The sequence below is a fragment of the Clostridium tepidiprofundi DSM 19306 genome, assembly GCF_001594005.1.
Taxonomy (GTDB): domain Bacteria; phylum Bacillota; class Clostridia; order Clostridiales; family Clostridiaceae; genus Clostridium_AC; species Clostridium_AC tepidiprofundi.
Window position 1 is genome coordinate 68463 of record NZ_LTBA01000008.1, and the last position, 21516, is coordinate 89978.

Here is a 21516-nt window from a genome sequence, read left to right on the forward strand (position 1 = left end):
CGCCACTTTAATTGTTTTTCTGTATTGTTTACTAAAAAAAGTCTACACTAGCCTTTTAGAATTTTTAAAATCAACATTCCATCTAGTAGTCTTAAATTTTGTTTCTATTTCTTGATATTTTTTATTCAGTTCCTGCACCCTTTTTTCTATTACTGAAGCATCCACAGTATTTATATATTTAGTATCTGAACTATTATATCTATCATAATTAACATTCAATGCTTTTAGAAAATTTTCCATGATATCCTTTTCTACTGAAATTACTTCCCTTTCAGCTAGTACACTGCTTAATTCATTTCCATCTTTAGAAATATCAATCGATTTAATTTTATTTATTGTCTTTAGTACTTCTGAATACTCATCTAAAACAACTTCAAGCTCTTTTATAATCATATTAGGACATTCAACAGGAGTTTTACCTTCCTGTACCTTAGCACAACTTATCAATCTATTCTCTATGTTTTTTAACTTCCATCTAATTTCATTTCTATAAGCAATCTTTTCACTAATATCCATATCAACATTACCCTTTCCTAATAATATCAATAAATAACATCAATCAAATACTTATCTTGAATATCAACAAATTCTTTCAACTGCTTTAAAGAATCTGTTATAAATTCGTATATTAAAAAATCTAGATCAAGTTCCTTTATTATATCACACACTCCATTGTGAATAAAAGGTTTATGTTTATCTATATTGATAATATGAGAATAAACTTCTTTGTACATTCTAATAAAATCATAATCAATTTTATTATCAGTATACTTATTAATGCTTTCCATTACATATTTACCAGAAAGAGAATAATTTAAATGAATACCCTTAATATATCTTTTAGTTTCACCTAAATTCTTTAAAATATTTAATATGTACTCTACTGCTTGTTCAATATTTTCGATACCCGTATTCGTATTTATCAAATGTCCCGTATCTAACATTATACCTACATTACTATATTCTACTTTATCTATTAGCTTCTGCACAAGTTGTCTACTCTTTAATGTTAAACCAGGCCACCATAAATTCTCAAAGAGAAGCTTAAATGAATATTCACTACCATTAAAAATGGTATTTATCAAATCTATTGCCTCATCAATTATCTCCTCATCACTATATTTAAAATCATAAGTATAGCATTCTAAAATATCCACATGACATACATGAAATACAACATATTCAACATCTAATTTTTGAGCAATCTCTAGTTCTTTTTTGTATTGATTTACAATAGAAATTTTATCCATGCTTCCATAAATCATTTTGATATTTTCTTCATTTTGAAATTTTTTTATTAATTTTTCCTTATCCCCTCTCCAAAAGTCAATCCATATAGGATAAAACCTTAAATGAAGCCCTTTTATAATATCTTTAGGAATACTTTTATCGTTCCAAGGCTCATATTGAACTAATTCAATACCATCAAAATCATATTCCCTAAGAAACTCTCTTATATTTTCATAATTATTATCAAATCTTTTTAGTTCCCCATAAAAATTTGACATACTAATCAATTTATACATTTATTCATCTCCAGTTGCAATTAAACAAATTTTTGTAGTTCTTTAGATTTTATTACTTTTGCATTTTTCTTTAATTCATTGTATATATCTAAAGCTTCTCCTCCTGTAAAATCTCTATTCTCAATTGGAGTATCTTCAATTATAATTAAATCATTGCTATATCTTGCAGCAATAAGATTTGAAATATTTTGTTTTCCTATAAACATATTTGTGAGTATAGTTAAATCACTTTTTCTTATACTTTCAATATTTTTTCTTATTAATTCCTCGCTAATATCGTTAAAAGGCCTACATTTAATTATATCTATACCCATTATTTCACTATTTATAAAATCAGTATCTCCATATTGCAACACTCCACAAGACAATCTATATCCTTTTTCAAATAAGTAATGTATTATTTGAGAACCCGAGCCGCCACCACATATTACATGAATATTTTTATCTAAATTCTTTCTCTCATATGTATAAAAATCTATCAAGCTAGTAAAAGGATTTTCATAAACAAATGCTTCAACATCATATGCAATTTTAATATTCTCAGAAGTTAAAACCTCTTCGGGTATACCATCCGAAATTATTCTACCATCCTTAATAAGTATCAGCCTATCACAATATTTTGCGGCTATCCTCAAATCATGAACTGCTGCTATTACCGTCTTACCATTTTTAGACATTTCTTTTGAATATTTAAATATCTGTTCTTCGTGAGTTATATCCAAACTAGCCGTAGGCTCATCTAATAATATTATTTCAGTTTCCTGCACTAACACCTTTGAAAACAATACTCTCTGTCTCTCTCCTCCTGACATATTAGTTATAGGCTTATCTTTTAATATAAAAGTATTTGTAAACTTCATGTATTTATTCGCTATATCTCTATCCTTTTTACTAATTCTTTGCATTTTCTTAAGATGAGGATATCTTCCCATAAGAACTATTTCTTCTGCTGGAAATGGAAATCCAATTATTGTATTTTGATTCATAAGTGCTATTTTTAGCGCTATTTCTCTATCGGTAAGCTGATTAATATCATGTTGCTCTATTTTTATAGTACCCCTGCATTTATTTATGCCATTTATACTTTTTAATAAAGTAGTTTTACCTGATCCATTTGGACCAATAAGTCCAATAAATTCTCCTTTATACACATCTAAAATAATATTTTTGAGTATTTCTTTTTCATTTATATAAAAACTTAAATTTCTAATCTCAATTACCTTTTCCTTCATTTAAAGTGCCACCCCTTCTTTTCTTGCTTTATTCAATAAAAATAAGAAGTACGGTGCACCAACTAAAGATGTAACAATACCAACACCTATTTCAGATGGCATTATTATTGTTCTTGCTATCAAATCACAAATCAGCAGAAAAACGGCTCCTCCAAGAGCACTTAGTGGCAATAATATTCTATTATCAGGTCCAACTATAAGTCTTAAAATATGAGGAACAATTAATCCAACAAAACCAATATTTCCACTCACACAAACCGCTACTGCTGTTACTATAGATGAAAAAAATAATATTGTCCTCCTAGCTCTATAAGGATTTAACCCAATTGATTGTGCTTCTTCCTCTCCTAGTAGTAACACATTTAATTCCCTTGAAAAACTTACCAATATTATTATACCTATAAGAATTGGTACTGCTGACAAATTAACATGTTCCCATCTTCTTCCCGACAAACTTCCTATCGACCAAAACAAGTATTCTCTAACCTGATATTCTGCTATTCTACTCAATATTAAAGATGTCAATGCACCTATAAATGTACTAACAGCAATACCTGCTAAAATAAGAGTAAGAACTGGAACCTTACCCTTGCTTGAAGCAAGTCTATATATAATAAAAGCAGAGGTCAATGCCCCTATTATAGCAAATGCAGGCATAAAATAAAGACTAACTGTTGTTAAATTTAAAGCTATAGCTATTACTGCTCCAAAACTAGCTCCGCTTGAAATACCTATTATGCCCGGATCTGCCATAGGATTTCTAAATAATCCTTGCATAACAGCTCCACAAAGTCCCAATGCAGCTCCAACTAATGTTGCAACAATAACTCTTGGAAATCTAACATAAAAAATAATTGAATCAAATCTTTTATTAGCTATTTTGAAATGAGTTAATCCAAAATTATTTAGAATAATCTTCACTGTATCTAAAAAAGGTACTCGAACCGCTCCAATTGCTGTTGCAATTACCATACACAATGTTAGAATAAATAAAAAAGATATTATTATTGTACTATTTTTTGCTTTATTATTGGTATTCAAGACTATCTCCCCTAACAATGTTAATAACATTAATATATAGAAGCAAAATGGTCAGCTACCCCCGATATAAACAATGCTAATTTCTTTAACACAATTTCTATGAATTTTAAAAAAGCGAAGCCACGCTTCGCTTAAAATTGATTACATTAGGCATTTGAAAGAAAATAACAAGTCAAAGATGCGACGTATATTTTGTGAAATACAAAGAGTTGGGTTCCGCTGATAGTAGGTTCTATCAACGGGTTCCAACGATGAAGTAGTTCGCAAAATAGACTAGCATACTGACTAGTTATTTTTTGAAAATGCCTTATTTAAATAAGTCTGGATAAACAGCCTTAGCTAAATCCTCAACACCTAAAGTTATGTATTGAGAAACGCAATTCATATGCTTATCTGGCAACATATACACCCTCTTATTTTTAACCGCTTTGACCTCTTTTAAACTCTTATCATTCAATACTGAATCTGCAAAATCTTTAGGATTTTTACTCTTATCATATGACCAAGCAGGTACAATGATTACATCAGGATTCATTTCTATTATCTTTTCCTTAGAAACCTGTGGCCATAACTTTAAGCCAGCTTCAGAAGCAACATTTATACATCCTGCTTTTTTAGCTATATCATCAAAAGTAGTACCCTCTGCATTTGTTGAGCCAAAAGAATTGTAGAATAACACTCTTACCTTATCTTTATCTTTTAAACCTTTAAGCTTACTTGCAACATAATCTAATTTTTTATTCATTTCATCTACTAATTCTTTTCCTTTTTGCTCTTCATCAACTATTTTAGCAATTTTCTTTATAACATCTTCTTGCTGCTCTATTGTACTTACTGAACCAACACAATACACATTAATTCCAGCATCTCTCATCTGTTGAATCTGTTCTTTTTTCATCCAATTTGCTGTAAATACCAAATCAGGATTTAATGAAATAACCTTTTCAATATTTCCTTCAGCTTTGTCAAAGTTTTTAGCTTTATCAGCAACATTAGATATTCCTTCATCCTCAGCAATCTTTCCAGAAAGAGCTGCAATATTTTTATCATCAACTAACGATAATAAAATCTCATCACTTCCAAGCGTTAATGAAACTATCTTTTCTGGTTTTGATTTTATAGTAATCTCTGTACCAAGACTATCCTTTACAGTTAAAGGATATACAGAAACCTTCTTATTCTCTTTTGAACTATCTTTTTTGCTCTCTATAGTAGTCGTTTTTGTATCATTTGCTTTTGTACCTTCTACCTTTGTTGAATTTGAAGTACATCCAGCAAATATGAATGCCAAAAACAACAATGGAATTAAAATCTTTCCTATTCTTTTCATGCCAACTCCTCCTCAAAATATATTTAAAAAAATATATAATGATGCAAGGTTCTCCTGAGAAATAAATAAACTCCTCATAACCTACAAATGGTCAGAGAAGCAGAATAAAGATTTCACTCAGCTTAAATACCCTCCATCACTCGTAGAGTTACTGGTACCATCGATAGGCAGGTCTCCTGACTAAAGCATATACATCGACAAACCTTCCCAGTTTCCCAGTGGTATACATGCCGACTACACTCTCACAGTGGCGGGACCGTGTAGGACTTTCACCTCGCTTCCCTTTTAATCAATCACTTGAACCTATCAAAAATATCCAATTGTACTACACTGTCATTATACATCAAATTCATATATTGTCAACAGATTTTAAAATGTCAGTTTTTGTTCTTAACCAAAATAAATCCTTTCCATTTTTTGTTTACTGCATATAAAAAATTACTGCTTCTATAATACCTATCTTTGCCCTTAAAATCACCTTTATAATATTTAGCATAATTGCTAGTAGGATCATAAGTTTCAAAGAAAAGATTGTCATCTACTATTCTATATCCTTTTACTATTATAAAGTATCTACTCCTCCCAAAATAAAACTTACCTATTCTTTTCTGAAAGAATTTTTCCTTTTTAGGTGCATTCTCAAGATATCTTGAATCCATGCAAAATATCAAAATATTCCCATTATCAATATTCTTTTTGATAATTTCTTCATCAACATTCTCACAAACATCATAGTCAATTTTATATTTAGCTAAATAATTTTCAACATCTTCATGTGTCCACAATTCTCCTAGATCTTTGCAATCTTTTCTAGCATCAATAACCGCATTCTTACCCCAATATTTATCATTATCATATTTAGCATCAAAATTCTTATTTGCCCATTTCGCTGCCATTACAGCACATGCTGGTCCACTATTGGTTTTGGAATATATACCTGTATTGCCTTTATCTATATACCAATCATAATTCCTATTACAACTCGAATGTGCTGTTTCATGCTTACCAAGTCCCCATCTTGGATCAATATTGTAAACACCCAAACTCATAAGTATAGTATCCTTAAAGAAAAATATCAGTGTAATAAGCACAATTACACCAACCATAATCATTAACATTTTGAATATAAGTCTATCCCTTTTCTTTCTCCACGATTCATTTACATCACCTAGCATAACATACCCCCTTGATTATGACCCATAATATAAATTTTACCATACAATTCTTACATTTTCATTACTTAAATATTACACAATCGTAAGGAAAAAGAGCCTAAAACAAAACCCATGCTGTTTTAAACTCTTAAATGTGAAATATCTTTGATAAAGCAAAAAGCTAAAACTCCCACCTATATTAAGTGGGAGCATTATAAAACTAGTAAATATATTAAATTGCTAACACTAACTCTCTTAAAACTTTGCATGCAACAGCAGTAGATGTACCACTTGCATCATAATGAGGTGATAATTCCACCACATCTGCACCAACTATATTTAATACTTTTATCTTTCTTATTGCTTCCATCATATCATTAAATGAAATACCACCTGGTTCAATAGTACCAGTTCCTGGAAATATAGAAGGATCCAATATATCTAAGTCAATTGTGACGTATACAGGCTTATCACCTATCTCCTTAATAGCTTCTTCTATACCATTACAATTAAATTTATTTAATATAGTGTGTTCATTAGCCCAATCAAACTCGTACTTTTCTCCGGATCTAATACCAAATTGATATATTCTCTTATCTCCAACAAAATCCCAAACTCTTCTTATAACAGATGCATGAGATAGTTTTTCACCTAAATAATCTTCTCTCAAATCCGTATGAGCATCAAAATGTATAACATACAATTCTTTGTATTTATCGTAAACAGCTCTAACTGCTGGAAGAGTAACTAAGTGCTCTCCTCCAATCATAACAGGTATTTTATCATCTTTTATAATATCTTTAGTGAATTTCTCTATCATATTAAGAACTTTTTCAGTATTTCCAAATGGAAATTCTAAATCACCTGCATCAAATACTTTTACTTCTTCTAAATCTCTATCCAGATATGGACTATATGTTTCAAGACCATATGATTCATTTCTCATTATGCTTGGTGCAAATCTAGTTCCCGGCCTAAATGAAGTTGTTCCATCAAAAGGACTTCCAAATACAACTATATCTGATTCTTCGTATTCATTGTCAAATCCTATAAATGTAAAAACATTCTTACACAGTTTCATCTTCTAGCATCTCCTTAACAAATGTCGGTAATGCAAATGAACCCACATGAATATCGGTATTGTAATATTTTGTTTTAAGTCCTAATGCATTCCATTTGTTAGCATCTAAGCCTTTAATAGGATCAATTCCTTTCGAAGCAAATCCAAATAACCAATGTCCTGATGGATAAGTTGGAATATGAAACTGATATACCTTTGAAACTTCAAATACATTCTTAATCTTTCTATGAGCTCTTTTCATTTCTTTTGAATCACGTTCATAGTAAGGACTCTCATGTTGATTTATCAAAATACCATTCTTAGTTAATGCTCTGTAGCAATTTCTATAAAATTCAATTGTAAACAATCCTTCTCCAGGACCAACAGGATCTGTAGAATCAACGATTATAAGGTCATATTCATTTTCTTTATCTTCAACAAATTTTATACCATCTTCAAAATAAAGCGAAACTCTCTCATCATTCAATTTACATGCTGTTTGAGGAATATATTGCTCACATGATCTAACAACAACCTCATCTATCTCAACCATATCTATCTTTTTTATATTTTTATATCTTGTAAGTTCTCTTACAGAACCACCATCCCCACCACCAATTACTAATACATTTTGAATATTAGGATTTACAGCCATTGGCACATGTGATATCATTTCGTGATAAACAAATTCATCTTTTTCAGTTACCATAACAAGCCCATCTATTGTAAGCAGCTTTCCAAATTCGTAAGTCTCAAAAATATCTATCTGCTGGAAAGGACTCTTCTTAGAATAAATGTGTTCTTTAACTTTAATAGAAAATTTAACATTATCAGTATGATTCTCAGTATACCATAGTTCCATATTATCACTCCTATATGTGTATTTTGCTCTATTTATCCATATCAGGTTTAAACTTTACTTCGCTATATTGTCCATTTGAAAAATGCTTGATTTTATCAACGATTCCTCTTGCAACTTCAGTTGTTTCACTTTTTTCAGCTTTTAAAACATCATCTAGAAAATCAAATGCTTTCCACGGATCAACACTATTTCCACAAGTAAACAAATCAACTGCTGCATATCCATATTCTGGCCATGTATGAATTGTTAAATGCGATTCTTGAATAATTACTGCTCCACTTACTCCCCATGGATTAAACATATGAAAACAACTCTGAACAATAGTAGCATTGGCTCTTTTAGCTGCTTCATTCATATATTTTTCTATTAAATCATGATTGTTTAATATATCCTTATCACAATTATAAAATTCAACTAAAATATGTCTGCCTAATTGCTCAATATTCATCTCACATTTCTCCTTTAATATATTTATATTTAAAATTTCTTTCCATAAGTTATTTTTGAAAGCTCTCAACCACATATGCTTTTAAAACAAAAATCCAAGTTTAAGAACCTAATAAATATAACTTAAAAATGTTTAGTAAACTTAAACTTAAAGTTTACATATAATTAATATAATATTTTTATATTCTTGTCAATAAAAAATGTATTAATTTTATCAATTTTGTAAGATTTCAATTTCTTATAAGTGAAAAATTAAAACTTTTCACCCTAGCTTCCTAGAACCTTAATATATTCGACATCAGGATCTGCTGTATCTGTAAGCATACTATGTTGCTTCTTTAAAAATTTAATATATTCTATCATTCTCTTAGTAATCCTCTCACCAGGAGCAACTATTGGAATCCCTGGTGGATACGCCATTACAGATTCTCCACTAATTTCACCTTCAGCTTCTTCAAGTCTAATTATTCTTTTTCTAGCATAAAATGCATCTCTCGGAGATACTATTACTTCTGGATTCTCCAATATAACCTTTTCAAATTTCTTTTTATTTCCTTTATATTTTATACTCATGTCTTTCAATGCCATTACCAAACTATTCAATGATTCTTCTGTATCTCCCACACTTACAATTGCAAGAATATTGTACGCATCTCCAAGCTCTACTTGTATATTATATTTATCTCTCAAAATATCATATGCCTCAAAACCCGTTATCCCTAAGCCTGTAACATTTACTCCTAATTTTGTTTCATCAAAATCATATACACCTAACTTTCCAATCATTTCTTTTCCGAAAGCATACAAACCCTCAATATTATTTATTTGATTTCGAGCATTTCTTGTTATACGCAATATATCTTCAAATATCCTATTTCCCTCAACTGCCAATCTTTTTCTAGCTACATCAAGACTGGTCATTAAAATATATGAAGCACTTGTTGTTTGTGTCAAGTTTAATATAGTTTTAACAGTATTTTTATCAATCATACCTTCATTTAATAAAAGTACTGAACTCTGCGTTAGTGAACCTCCAGTTTTGTGTAAACTTACTGCTGCCATATCTGCTCCTAATTCCATAGCATCCTTAGGAAATTCTTCGTGAAATTTCAAATGAGCACCATGTGCCTCATCAACCAATACGCTCATTCCATTTTTATGAGCTATATCTATTATATTTTCAATTTCTGAAACAGCACCATAGTAAGTTGGATTTACTAAAAACACTGCTTTTGCATCAGGATTATTAATTATAGCTTCTTCAACATTTTTAGCAGTAACACCATTTGCTATACCTAATTCGTAATCAGTTTCTGGTTGTATATAGACTGGTATAGCTCCGCTCAGTATTAATCCATTAGTCGCAGATTTATGAGCATTTCTAGGTATTATAATTTTTTCACCCGGCTTACATACACTCATTATCATAGCTTGAACTCCAGAAGTTGTCCCGTTAACCAAAAAGAATGCACAATCAGCAAAATATGCCTCTGCCATTAGCTCTTCAGCCTCTTTAATTACACTAATAGGGTTACTAATATTATCAAGTGGTTTCATTGAATTCACGTCAATTCTCATCAATCGCTCACCAACAAACTCCGTGAATTCAGGCAATCCTTTACCATGTTTATGGCCCGGAACATCAAATGGTACAACATTTTTACTATCATATTTTTTTAAAGCCTCAAATAATGGAGCTATATTTTGATTTCCACTCAATTCCACTCACCTCTTTTATTTAATACTAAAAATTTGGTGGAGTAATTACCCATAAAACTTTTGCTTTACTCTTTCCTGAATTAGAAATAGTATGCACAAAATTAGCTTTATAATAAAAGCTATCTCCTTTTTTAGCTCTATATTTTCTACTCCCAATATGTATGAATACACTTCCAGATATTACATACCCAAACACTTCTCCTTCATGAGGTTGAATTTCTTTATACTGACCTTCTCTATCTAATTCTAAAAGAATTGGCTCCATTGCATTTTTTTGAGCATTAGGTATAATCCAATTCACAATGTATTTATTTTCACTATCTTCATTAACAAAAATATCATCTTTGGAAAACACTATTTTTTCTTCAACCTGTTCATTAAAAAAATCTCTCAAATTTGTTCCAAGGCTTTCTAAAATATCAACTAATGTAGCTATTGATGGGGATGTTAAATCCCTTTCAACCTGCGATATAAAACCTTTAGTAAGCTCACATCTATTAGCTAATTCTTCTTGAGTTAATCCGTTTTGAACTCTAAGTTGCCTTATCTTTGTACCGATTTTCAAAAAATCACCTCTATTATAATGTAATTAGCCATTAATAACAATTGTTTATAATTATAAAACTATATGTTTATAAAAACTAAACTCTAACTTGATTTATTATACTTCTTTTGTTTTATTAAATCAATATTTTTTTACACTTTATTTTAATGAAATTTTATTTTGTAATATATTTCATTTTTCAAAAAATTATTGACATTTTATTATTGTTGTAATAGAATTTAAAATTATTATGAAATGGAGGTAACTGCTTTGATTAAAGATTTAGTATACGTTATTCCAAAAGAAAAACATTCTGAAAAGGATATAAGGTCTATTTTAGAACGTCATAGTGAAATAAAATTTGTTTCTCTAGTTGGTGTTGATTTGTCTGGAAATGACACCGATGAAAAAATACCTATAAAAATATTTTTAGACGATATATATGCTTTCCTTAAAGGTGCAGTCCAAACAGATGGTTCATCAGTCGTTCTCCCTGGCATAGCTACACTAAATGATGCAAAATTGGATATGGTACCTGATGTAGATTGTAATTGGTTTATTGACTATAATTATGAAAATATTGACCCTAAAACAAATAATCCCATAGGCACGCTCAAAATACCTTGTTTTTTATATCATAACAACAATGCCGTAGATTCTAGGTCAATACTTAAAAATTCAATAAAATATTTCAAATCCAAATTACTACATTTGTTTAAAACTCATCCTCATTCACTCAAAGCTTTTAACATAAACTATGATGATATAGAAGATATCTCTCTAACTTCAGCAACAGAACTTGAATTTTGGGTTAAAACACCTAACGATGAAGCTCATGTAGAACAACTATCTACATCTCAGGTCTTGAAAGAACAGTACTGGACAAGAACAAAAGGCTCTGTTAGAACTGCACTTGAACAGTCATTGATACTCCTAGAAAACTATGGACTTGAACCTGAAATGGGTCATAAAGAAGTTGGCGGTGTTAAAGCTCAATTGGATAAATCAGGAATGCTTACACACATAATGGAACAACTTGAAATCGATTGGAAATATTCAAACGCTATTCAAGCTGCTGATAATGAACTATTTGTAAGAAACATAGTAAAAGAAACATTTAGAAGAAATGGATTGGATGTAACTTTCCTTGCAAAACCCATTAATAATGTAGCTGGAAGCGGCGAACATACTCATATAGGAGTTGCTGCAAAACTCAAAAATGGTAAAATAGTTAATTTATTCACTGCACCTAAAGACCAATATATGAGCATTATAGGATATGGTGCATTAATGGGAATACTTAAAAATTATGAAATAATAAATCCATTCATTTCTGCAACAAATGACTCCTTAAGAAGACTTAAGCCTGGATTTGAAGCACCAGTTTGTACAGTTACCTCAATAGGTTATTCGCCAGAAGTTCCTTCTAGGAATAGAACTGTACTCATTGGACTTATAAGAGATATGGAAAATACTCTAGCTTCAAGATTTGAATTAAGATCTCCTAATCCTCATACAAATACCTATTTGGTACTTGCTTCCATGTACATGTGCATGATAGATGGTATTAATTATGCTATTTCAAGTAACAAATCTGAAAATGACTTGCTAACTGAACTGTCAAAAAATTATGGTGAAAATGCTGATTATTTAGAAAAAAATAGAGCATACAGAAGTGAAAAAGATATTTTTGAAGATTTTACAGATGAAGAACGCACAAAACTATTCGGAAAAGCTCCTCAAACAGTTTTTGAAAATTTAAAATCACTTGACACTTTGCATGACAAATTAAATGTTTTAAAACAAGAAGATATATTTAATGAAAATATATTAAATAGCTATAAATTAGCAATACTAACTAGATGGATTACCGAGATTTCAAATAGAATTATAAATGACTATAGAGATGAAATCAGAAAATGTAAAATGCTTCATAATCCTGAAAAAGCAATTGATTTAGATGCAATAAACTGGCAAAAAATAGATACTCTAAGGCACTATATAATGAAGGATACTTATTCAAATAAAAGCCTATTTACCAGAATTAATGAAGCAATCGACTCAAGAGATTATGAACTTACTTCAATACTTCAAATAGAATTGGATAACAAAATGAACGAACTTAGACATCTTTATGATATATATGTCAAGAATCTTTTGCTTTAATATTTTTTATATGGGATATTTGATTATCATTGTGGTTACAATATGCTTGAGGTGATATTGTAATGCAATTATCCACTAAACTAGCCTATAATAAGCAAACTTTAAGCAAAAGGCTTCCTATAGGAAAAAGCTTTGACATAGTAGGAAGAGATTTTAATATTGGAAATATAAGTGCATATTTACTATTTATTGATGGATTTGTTAAAGATCAGATTTTGCTTTTTATTATTGAGAGGCTTCAAAATCTTAGTATAAACAAACTAAATTCTGAAGATATTAAAAAACTAATTCAAAAAGAAATTGCTTATATAGAAATAACAACATTCAACAATTTTGAAGATATGGAAACACCTCTTCTTTCAGGTGCTGTTGCACTATTTGTTGATACTCAGGATAAAGGAATAATTTTAGATGTTAGAGAATATCCTGTCAGAGGACCCCAGGAACCAGACCTTGAAAAAGTAACAAGGGGTCCTAGAGATGGGCTTGTAGAAACAATTATTTTTAATACAGCCTTAATAAGAAGGAGAGTTAGAGATCCAAATTTGATTTTTGAAATCACAAATGTTGGTACACAATCAAGAAGTGATGTAGCTATTGGTTATATAGATAACGTAGTTGACCATGAGCTATTAAAACAAATAAAAGATAAACTAAACAATATAAATGTGAATGCTTTGGTTATGGCAGAAAAAACATTAGCAGAACTATTAATTGATAAAAAGTGGTATAATCCTCTACCTCAAATTAGATTTACAGAACGTCCTGATGTTGTAGCTGCTCACCTTTATGAAGGTCATATTGCACTTATTGTAGATACATCACCAAGTGTAATGCTCTTGCCTGTTACAATATTTCATTTTACGCAGCATGCAGAAGATTACTATCAATATCCTATGGTGGGCACATATTTGAAATGGATTCGTTTTATAGCAATGTTTTTAGCTTTCATAATGACACCTTTATGGCTTTTTTTAGTATACAATGTAGATAAATTACCTTCTTTTTTACAGTTTATAGGGCCTAAAAAGTCAAGTTCAATACCACTATTACTTCAGTTTATAATATTAGAATTTGGCATTGATTTTTTAAGACTTGCTTCGATACACACTCCTAATGCATTAACTACACCAATGGGCATCATAGGAGGGCTGTTGCTTGGTAACTTAGCTGTTCAAGTAGGTTGGTTTGTTCCTGAAACAATTTTATATATGGCAATAGCTGGAATAGGAACATTTGCTTCACCATGCATAGAATTCGGTATGGCAATTAGAATGTTCAGATTATTCCTTCTTGTATTAACAGGTTTATTCAAAAATATAGGGTTTGTAACAGGTATTATCATAATCTCAATAATTGTATGTACAACTAAAACATTTGGCAAACACTCATATTTATGGCCTCTTATTCCTTTTGACAAATCAGCATTTTTAAATGTATTTTTAAGAAGACCTATACCTGAAATGTCTAAAAGAAAATCAACTAAGCAATGATTAAAACAATAATCTAAAAAAGAAAGGCTATTCACCTATTCACGAACAAATAGCCTTTCTTTTAATCATTTACAAGTGAATTAACCCTTTTGATTTTCATATTTCTATACCTTTCATTTTCTTTTGAAATTCCAAGTAAAACCCTCTCTGATTTTCTGTAAAACCATTAATATTGTTCCTAAAAAAAGAGGTATAATATAATAAAAAACTCTATATATCAGCAAAATAGCCAATGCCTGTTCTGATTTGATTCCCATAAGTTCTAATCCTAATATCGCAATGAAATCAAATGAACCCAACCCTGATGGAATAAGACTCAATATGCCTGCTGTTGCTGCAACACTAAAAATCCCTAATATCTGTTCAATTCTAATGTGACCTGCAATTAAAGTACTTATAAAGTAAAAAAAACTACCAGCTGTAAACCATTCTATAATAGATGCAAAAAAAAGATCAAACTTTAATCGAGGCGATGAATTTATGTTGTTAACTTTTGAAAATATTTTATTCTTTAAAAATGTAACCTTATTAATAAAAAAATATACAGGCATATATAATGAAAATATCACAAGCCCAATTGTAAGCCAACGATAGCGATTCAGTATTGGCTCAACATCAAAAACATGTACTATATCCAATAATGTCATAACAGATAATCCTGTTATGCATGCAGGAATTATTAGCAAATTAAAATAAGCTAGCTTTTTGGAATCAATATTTTCATCTTTATACATCATAGTTCTTAGTGTAGCTCCTGCTATTCCACCTAGCCCAACAGCATTATTAAATGTATTTGCTACCCAACCAACATTGAAAATTTTAAACATTGAAATTTCTTGTTTATACTCCCTCACAACTGCAAAGTCATACAATGACATTGTACTAACTGCAACTATACCACCTAAAAATAAAAACACTATGTTCGATATACTCATATTATGCAATATTTCAAAAGCTTCATTTATGTTAATGCTCTTTAACTGATGAATTCCTATTGTTAATATTAAAACTATTATAAAAATAGGCATAACCATTTTTATAATCTGTTTTTTATGTGTGCCACAAAAATGCCTTATGCTAGTAAATACCTTAAAAATCAATCTCATTACCTCCAAACATTTTCATTGTTTGATATATGTCATCGATATACATTTTAATTAATTTATAACATTTTATTATGTCAGATATAAACCATTATAACATATATATTTCATTTTTTAACAAAAAACTAAAACCTACTATATTGGAGTAAGTTTTAGTTTCCACAATATTAACATATTGTATTTTTATATTATCTAAATCATTTTTTCTACACACTTTATAACTTCTTCTACAATATACTTTGCATCATTCAAATCAAGTTTTGAATACAATGGGAGTGAAATCTCATTCTTGTATTGATTATATGCATTTGGATAATCATTTATTGAATATCCTATATTTTTATACAATGTAAACATTGGAAGAGGTGTAAAATGAACATTGGTTGCTATTCCTATTTCAGCAAGCCTTTGTATAACTAAATCTCTTTCGCTTTCACCAAATCCATTTATTCTAAGTGGATAGAGATGATATGATGTTTCATTATTCTCATTTTTATCAAATGGAATAGTAGCCCATTCTTTATTTTTTAAAGCTTCATTATATATGTTAAATATTAATTTGCGTTTTTCAAGAATGTCATCATATCTTTCAAGTTGAGCTAATCCAATTGCTGCATTTATATCTGTCATGTTGCATTTAAATCCATCTGTTATAACATCATATTTCCATGCTCCTGCTTTCATTTTAGATAATGCATCCTTCGACTGTCCATGGAGAGAAGTTATTTTAAGCTCTTTTTTGAGCTCTTCTTTACCTAAGAAATTATTATTATTAAATGTAATTGCTCCTCCTTCTGCAGTCGTTAAATTTTTTACAGCATGAAATGAAAAAATATGAAAATCAGCTTGACTTCCAACTCTTTCTCCTTTATACTTGGCTCCAAAAGCATGTGCTGAATCCGACATAAATATTATGTCTTCTCTTTTCTTATCCTTCAAAATTTTTCTTACAGCATCATAATCCACAGGAACACCAGCAAAGTCAACTGTTATTACTGCCTTCGTTTTTGGAGTAATAGCTTCACTAAGTTTTTCTAAATCAATCAAGAAACTATCTTTGTCAACATCCACAAATTTAGGCTTAATTCCTCTATGAAGTATTATATTTGATGTAGCTGTATATGTATATGGTGTTGTAATAATCTCATCTCCATGCGATATATTAAAAACTTTTAAAATCAATTCCATACCAGCAGTAGCACTTGAAAGAGCAACAACATTGTTGACATTTAAGTATTCACCCATTTTTTTTTCAAATTCTGATGTCTTAGGTCCTGTTGTAATCCATCCTGATTCTAATACATCCATTACCATTTTTTTCTCCAAATCTGTTATATCTGGTGGAGAAAAAGGTATCTTTTTTCCTGTCATTATATATACTTCCTTTCATACTCGACTTATAAATAATATTATATTAACAATATTATTTTGTGAACTACTTCGACCACAAGGGTACGAAGCTTCTTTATAGAAAGTTTGCTGTTTAAGTTTCCTCTAACAAAAGTTAGATAGCCTTATTTCTATGGGCGAGAACACTTGCCCTTATCCCTCATAACGTAAGCTAACTTGGGAATACATTAGGTTGCGATACCTTGTATATTTTACGCATAGAAGGATTACTCTATGCAACCTTACATATACAGTTATCAAAGAACTATAATACCAACGATTTAGTATTTGTGCCAGTGACCTAATCTTGCATAATGTATGTCAAACGTTGGTATGCCAACATCCATAATAGCAAAGGCTATCCCTTATTTTTCAAAGGGCAAATTAGCTACCTGCATACAGGTGTTAGGGTGACACTTATATTATAACAGTTTTCTTAAATAATAACCATATCGAATGGTTATTATTTAAAGTCCTTACATCCACAGGCACAAGGCACAGTGGTTTTACGGACTAAATTATAAAAAATGAGAATACAATGGGAAGTATTAATTTATATTTTTTCATTTGATGTCCCTCCTTCTATTGAATAAAAACAGCATCAATATTACCTGTTTTTATAGCTTCTAATACTTTACTTTTATCATTTTTGCTTAATTGTAACATATAACTATATCTCTTTAGAATACTATTAGTCTATATGTTTAATTCTACAAAAATTTTGAAAACCATTTTTAAAAATAAATATTTCAAGAAAAAATCATATTCACTAGCTCTAGAAATTATTAGATCAAAATTTTTAATTTATTCCATCTATTTTTTCAAATCCCTTACTAAAATCAGCATCCATTTTTTTTATTAATTTTCCATCTTTACTAAAATACCATATTCCACTTTTTGTCATTATACTTATAAGTTTATTATCATAATTCAAAGGAAATACTTTGCCTAATTTATATTTATGCTTTATATTTAAGCTTTCATCTAAAAAGTAAATCGTATCCCTGTCCATAAAAATTTTGTGATTACTGTGCCAAATAAATAAAGTATATTTAGGTTCTATTGTTACTTCTCCGGTAAGACTAACTACCCCATATAACTTTTTTTGCCTAAAAATAAAGCCACTTTTATCAAATCCATCAAAATATATCTCATCATACTTAGTTCCAATAATAAAATGTCCTTTTTTATCTATGATTCCTTCTTTTAAATTATTATTTGAATCATATTCTCCTACTATCGAATATCCTTCTTTAAATATGCTTGCCTTTTGAAAAGAAGGTTTTATAACCCATTTACCACTTTTATCCACATAACCCCATTTTCCTTTTAACTTTACTGCAGCTAAGCCCTGTGAAAATTTTTCTGCATCTTCAAAAGTAGGCCTAATAATCCACTTTCCACTTTTATTTATAAAACCACATTTTGCATTTACCCATACTGCAGCTAATCCTTCTGAAAATGATTGTATCTTCTGGAAAGTAGGTTTTATAATCCATTTGCCATTCTTGTCCACAAACCCCCATTTCCCGTTTTCTCTTACTGCAGCTAATCCTTCTCTAAATCCATAAGTAAATCCATACTTAGGTTCGATAACCCATTTCCCTGTTTTATCTATATAGCCCCATTTATTATCTATACGCATCAACCATAATCCATCATAAACCTCTACATACCGCCCTTCTACCCTACTTATTTTATTCTCATTTTTATCAATTAGATATCCATTATCATTATTATCTTTTACATAAGCTACCCCATTAATAAAGCTAGAAACTCTTTTATATTTAGGTTCTATAACCACCTGTCCATTCTTATTCATAAAACCATATCGAACTAACCCATCTGTATATGTACCATTTCCACCCTTGCTTATTATATATAATTCGCCATCTTCAATCGGTTTAATATTTTTACTGTTTTTACTTGAAATTATTACAACTCTTAATCCTACTATACATAATAGAACAAATATTAGAATTAATGTTATTATTTTTTTATTAATTGACATTTCTACTATTTCCTCCTGTTAAATAAGCGTATATCAATTTTATCTCTTTCGAAAATATATTCCCCATTCAATTCTACATCCACACAAAACATTACCAATAGAGTATTAATAATGACATTATACCATACAGTCCCTATTATTAACATCCTAAAAATACCAAAAAGAAGAGTTCCAGGCTACCGCCTTCATAATATAATAGGACGTTTCATTTCCTATTGGGTTTTTTCCATTTTTTACTTTTATTTCCCTTGTATATTTTACATGCTGAAGGAATTGCTCAGCACAACCTTATATATACAGTTGTCGAAGAACTCTCATACTACCGTTGTAATATTTGTGCCAGTAACCTAATCTTGCATAATTGGTATTTACAAGCTACATAGAATAGCTTGTAAATACTGGATTGATTCATCCACTGAGACAAGCAACGGAGGTTTTACGAGCTATTTCTATAAATAATAAAAAAGGAGTTATCGTACTAAATGATTAGTATTATAACTCCTTACTCTCTAAAGAAGCTTTGAATTATCTTACATATTTGCCTTTTAAAAAATAATAATCTTTCCATATGTAGTTTCCATTAATATCTATATAACCTTGAGTATTACCATTGATTCTAACATACGCCAATCCATCTTTAAAATCATCGGCATGATCAAATTGAAGATTAATTACTATTTCGCCCCTATTATTTATATAACCATATTGCTTAAATAGGGTTTCATCATTTCTTATACCTACTACCGCTAAACCATCTGAAAAATCACCTGCAAAATAATATTTTGGTTCTACTAATATATTACCATTATTATCTATATAACCAAAATTTAGTCCCCCATCTTTTTTATTTTTCCCTATAACAGCTATACCATTTGAAAAATCCTTTGCAAAGTCAAATTTAGCATCTATGACTATATTTCCATTCTTGTTTATATATCCTTCTTTATAAGCTTCATTTTCAAAAACGGCTAATCCCTCTGAAAAATTACTGACATTATGAAACTTAGGTTTAATAACAACATTACCTTTTTTATCTATAAACCCATATTTTTTTTCACTATCTTCATCGACAGCTATAGCAGCTAACCCCTCTGAAAACTTTTCTGCATCTATATATTTAAAATCTATTACTATATCACCTTTTTTATTTATATATCCGTATCTTTTAATACCTCCTTCTTTGATTGCAACAGATGCTAATCCCTCTGAAAAATCTTGTGCTTTATAAAATTGTGGTTTGATAACCATCTTTCCTTCTTTATTTATATACCCATACTTTTTTTTGCCGTCTTCTTCAACAGCTACAAATGCTAATCCCTCTGAAAAATTACCTGCATCAACATATTTAACTTCTGTTATTAGGTTCCCTTTTCTATTCACATAACCATAATAAAATTTAATATTCTCATTTATATTTCCAACTTTAGCTACGCCTTCTTTAAAATCTTCTGCAATACTAAACTGTGGTTTAATAACTTCTTTTGCTTTTCGATTTATAAATCCATATTTAATAGAATTTTTATCTTCAACAGCAAATGTTGCTAAATCCTCTTTAAAGTTACCCACTCCACAGAATTTAGGCTCAATAACTATATTGCCTTTTTTATCAATATACCCGTATTTTTTAATACCATCTTTCGTATCTTTAGATATAATAAATAAAGTCTTTTCTGATTTATTATTATTCGTTTTAGGAGAAGTTATATTGCTAGAATATGATATATTACTTGCTTTTTTACATCCTCCAAATAATGCAACAATTATAATCATTATCACCATTAAAAATATCTTGTTTAAATTCTTAACCATTATTTATCCACCTCATTTTCATATCATATACGCACAACTTTACTTTTTTAAACACACTAATACGATAGTCATTTCAACATCCTAAAAATACCAAAAGAAGAGTTCCAGGCTACCGCTCTCATAATAGTATGTCCAAGAATTGTGTTTTTTTGTATATAAACCTAAGACTTCTCCACACAACAATATTATTGTAAAATAATGTATTTTTTGGCACTTTCTATGGTTTCATTTTACTTGTAAAAAGGAAATAATTCAAGTGCTAATAGTTTTAAGTATTTTATATTTTGCAAATATTCTAAATTTGAAAAAATAAGTTGGCTATTTAATATTTCTTGTGTAGAAAAACTTTACAAATAAAAAATGCATTTGCTATTATTGTAGTGAGAACAGCAATAATACCCCAACAAAGGAGAAAGCAAATGCAATATAATTATATCAAAATTTCATTAGACTTACCAGAGTTTCATATTAAATGCAGAGATTTCGCATCAAAATTCCAGTTAAAAATTTGTTTTTACTAAAATTTATTTTTTTTACATTTACTTAAATAACTGGGAAGCCTGCAAACCGATAGGCCTTAAAAATAGTTACACCTCCCCCTACCCCAAGAAATTTTAATGATTAATTTCC

At 29.6% G+C, this 21516-nt stretch carries 17 protein-coding genes and 1 riboswitch; of the genes, 2 read left to right on the plus strand and 15 right to left on the minus strand.

The genetic code is table 11. From position 1 onward, the window contains the following. Positions 1–42 precede the first annotated feature (42 nt). The 11 genes from CLTEP_RS05530 to CLTEP_RS05580 all read right to left on the minus strand — a co-directional run bounded on the left by CLTEP_RS05530 (position 43) and on the right by CLTEP_RS05580 (position 10936). Positions 43–546, minus strand: a complete 504-nt coding sequence (locus tag CLTEP_RS05530) for a DIP1984 family protein (RefSeq protein WP_066823817.1) — start codon at positions 544–546, stop codon at positions 43–45. After that, the gene (locus CLTEP_RS05535) at positions 543–1526 is read right to left on the minus strand and encodes a TIM barrel protein (RefSeq protein WP_066823820.1); all 984 of its coding nucleotides are present in this window, start codon (positions 1524–1526) and stop codon (positions 543–545) included. The genes CLTEP_RS05530 and CLTEP_RS05535 overlap by 4 nt, the downstream gene beginning before the upstream one ends. A gap of 20 nt (positions 1527–1546) precedes the next feature. Further along, positions 1547–2758, minus strand: coding sequence for an ABC transporter ATP-binding protein (locus tag CLTEP_RS05540; protein WP_066823822.1), 1212 nt, complete (start codon positions 2756–2758; stop codon positions 1547–1549). Further along, the gene (locus CLTEP_RS05545; RefSeq protein ID WP_242863874.1) at positions 2759–3799 is read right to left on the minus strand and encodes a FecCD family ABC transporter permease; all 1041 of its coding nucleotides are present in this window, start codon (positions 3797–3799) and stop codon (positions 2759–2761) included. 307 nt (positions 3800–4106) lie between these two features. Further along, on the minus strand, positions 4107–5129 hold the full coding sequence (locus tag CLTEP_RS05550) for an ABC transporter substrate-binding protein (protein WP_066823828.1): 1023 nt from the start codon (positions 5127–5129) through the stop codon (positions 4107–4109). 149 nt (positions 5130–5278) lie between these two features. Further along, positions 5279–5451, minus strand: a riboswitch (cobalamin riboswitch). A gap of 55 nt (positions 5452–5506) precedes the next feature. Beyond that, positions 5507–6304, minus strand: a complete 798-nt coding sequence (locus CLTEP_RS05555) for a hypothetical protein (RefSeq protein WP_066823831.1) — start codon at positions 6302–6304, stop codon at positions 5507–5509. 211 nt (positions 6305–6515) lie between these two features. Continuing rightward, positions 6516–7364: an agmatinase gene (speB, locus tag CLTEP_RS05560; protein ID WP_066823835.1), complete on the minus strand. Its 849-nt coding sequence runs from the start codon at positions 7362–7364 to the stop codon at positions 6516–6518. Further along, entirely contained in the window at positions 7351–8205 is an 855-nt protein-coding gene (gene speE, locus CLTEP_RS05565) for a polyamine aminopropyltransferase (protein WP_066823838.1), read from the minus strand. Before speE ends, speB begins: the two co-directional genes overlap by 14 nt. A 28-nt stretch (positions 8206–8233) precedes the next feature. Beyond that, a complete protein-coding gene (gene speD / locus CLTEP_RS05570; RefSeq protein WP_201786595.1) occupies positions 8234–8647 on the minus strand; it encodes an adenosylmethionine decarboxylase in 414 nt (137 codons plus the stop codon). Between the two features lie 272 nt (positions 8648–8919). Then, positions 8920–10371, minus strand: a complete 1452-nt coding sequence (locus CLTEP_RS05575; protein WP_066823845.1) for an aminotransferase class I/II-fold pyridoxal phosphate-dependent enzyme — start codon at positions 10369–10371, stop codon at positions 8920–8922. 25 nt (positions 10372–10396) lie between these two features. Next, on the minus strand, positions 10397–10936 hold the full coding sequence (locus tag CLTEP_RS05580; protein WP_066823850.1) for a helix-turn-helix domain-containing protein: 540 nt from the start codon (positions 10934–10936) through the stop codon (positions 10397–10399). A gap of 249 nt (positions 10937–11185) precedes the next feature. Here CLTEP_RS05580 and CLTEP_RS05585 point away from each other — a divergent pair, with 249 nt between their 5' ends. Further along, positions 11186–13081 (plus strand): type I glutamate--ammonia ligase, encoded by a 1896-nt coding sequence (locus CLTEP_RS05585; RefSeq protein WP_066823852.1) that lies wholly within the window; start codon positions 11186–11188, stop codon positions 13079–13081. Between the two features lie 62 nt (positions 13082–13143). Continuing rightward, positions 13144–14574 (plus strand): spore germination protein, encoded by a 1431-nt coding sequence (locus CLTEP_RS05590; protein WP_066823853.1) that lies wholly within the window; start codon positions 13144–13146, stop codon positions 14572–14574. A 113-nt stretch (positions 14575–14687) separates the two neighbouring features. Here the strand turns inward: CLTEP_RS05590 and CLTEP_RS05595 are convergent, their stop codons facing one another. The 4 genes from CLTEP_RS05595 to CLTEP_RS05610 all read right to left on the minus strand — a co-directional run bounded on the left by CLTEP_RS05595 (position 14688) and on the right by CLTEP_RS05610 (position 20886). Beyond that, positions 14688–15674, minus strand: a complete 987-nt coding sequence (locus CLTEP_RS05595; RefSeq protein WP_066823855.1) for a lysylphosphatidylglycerol synthase domain-containing protein — start codon at positions 15672–15674, stop codon at positions 14688–14690. A gap of 195 nt (positions 15675–15869) precedes the next feature. Continuing rightward, complete coding sequence (locus CLTEP_RS05600) at positions 15870–17048, minus strand: DegT/DnrJ/EryC1/StrS family aminotransferase (RefSeq protein WP_066823865.1); 1179 nt, start codon at positions 17046–17048, stop codon at positions 15870–15872. An 817-nt stretch (positions 17049–17865) separates the two neighbouring features. Then, entirely contained in the window at positions 17866–19077 is a 1212-nt protein-coding gene (locus tag CLTEP_RS05605) for a WG repeat-containing protein (protein ID WP_066823867.1), read from the minus strand. A 525-nt stretch (positions 19078–19602) separates the two neighbouring features. Then, positions 19603–20886 (minus strand): WG repeat-containing protein, encoded by a 1284-nt coding sequence (locus tag CLTEP_RS05610; RefSeq protein ID WP_084364673.1) that lies wholly within the window; start codon positions 20884–20886, stop codon positions 19603–19605. Positions 20887–21516 lie beyond the last annotated feature (630 nt).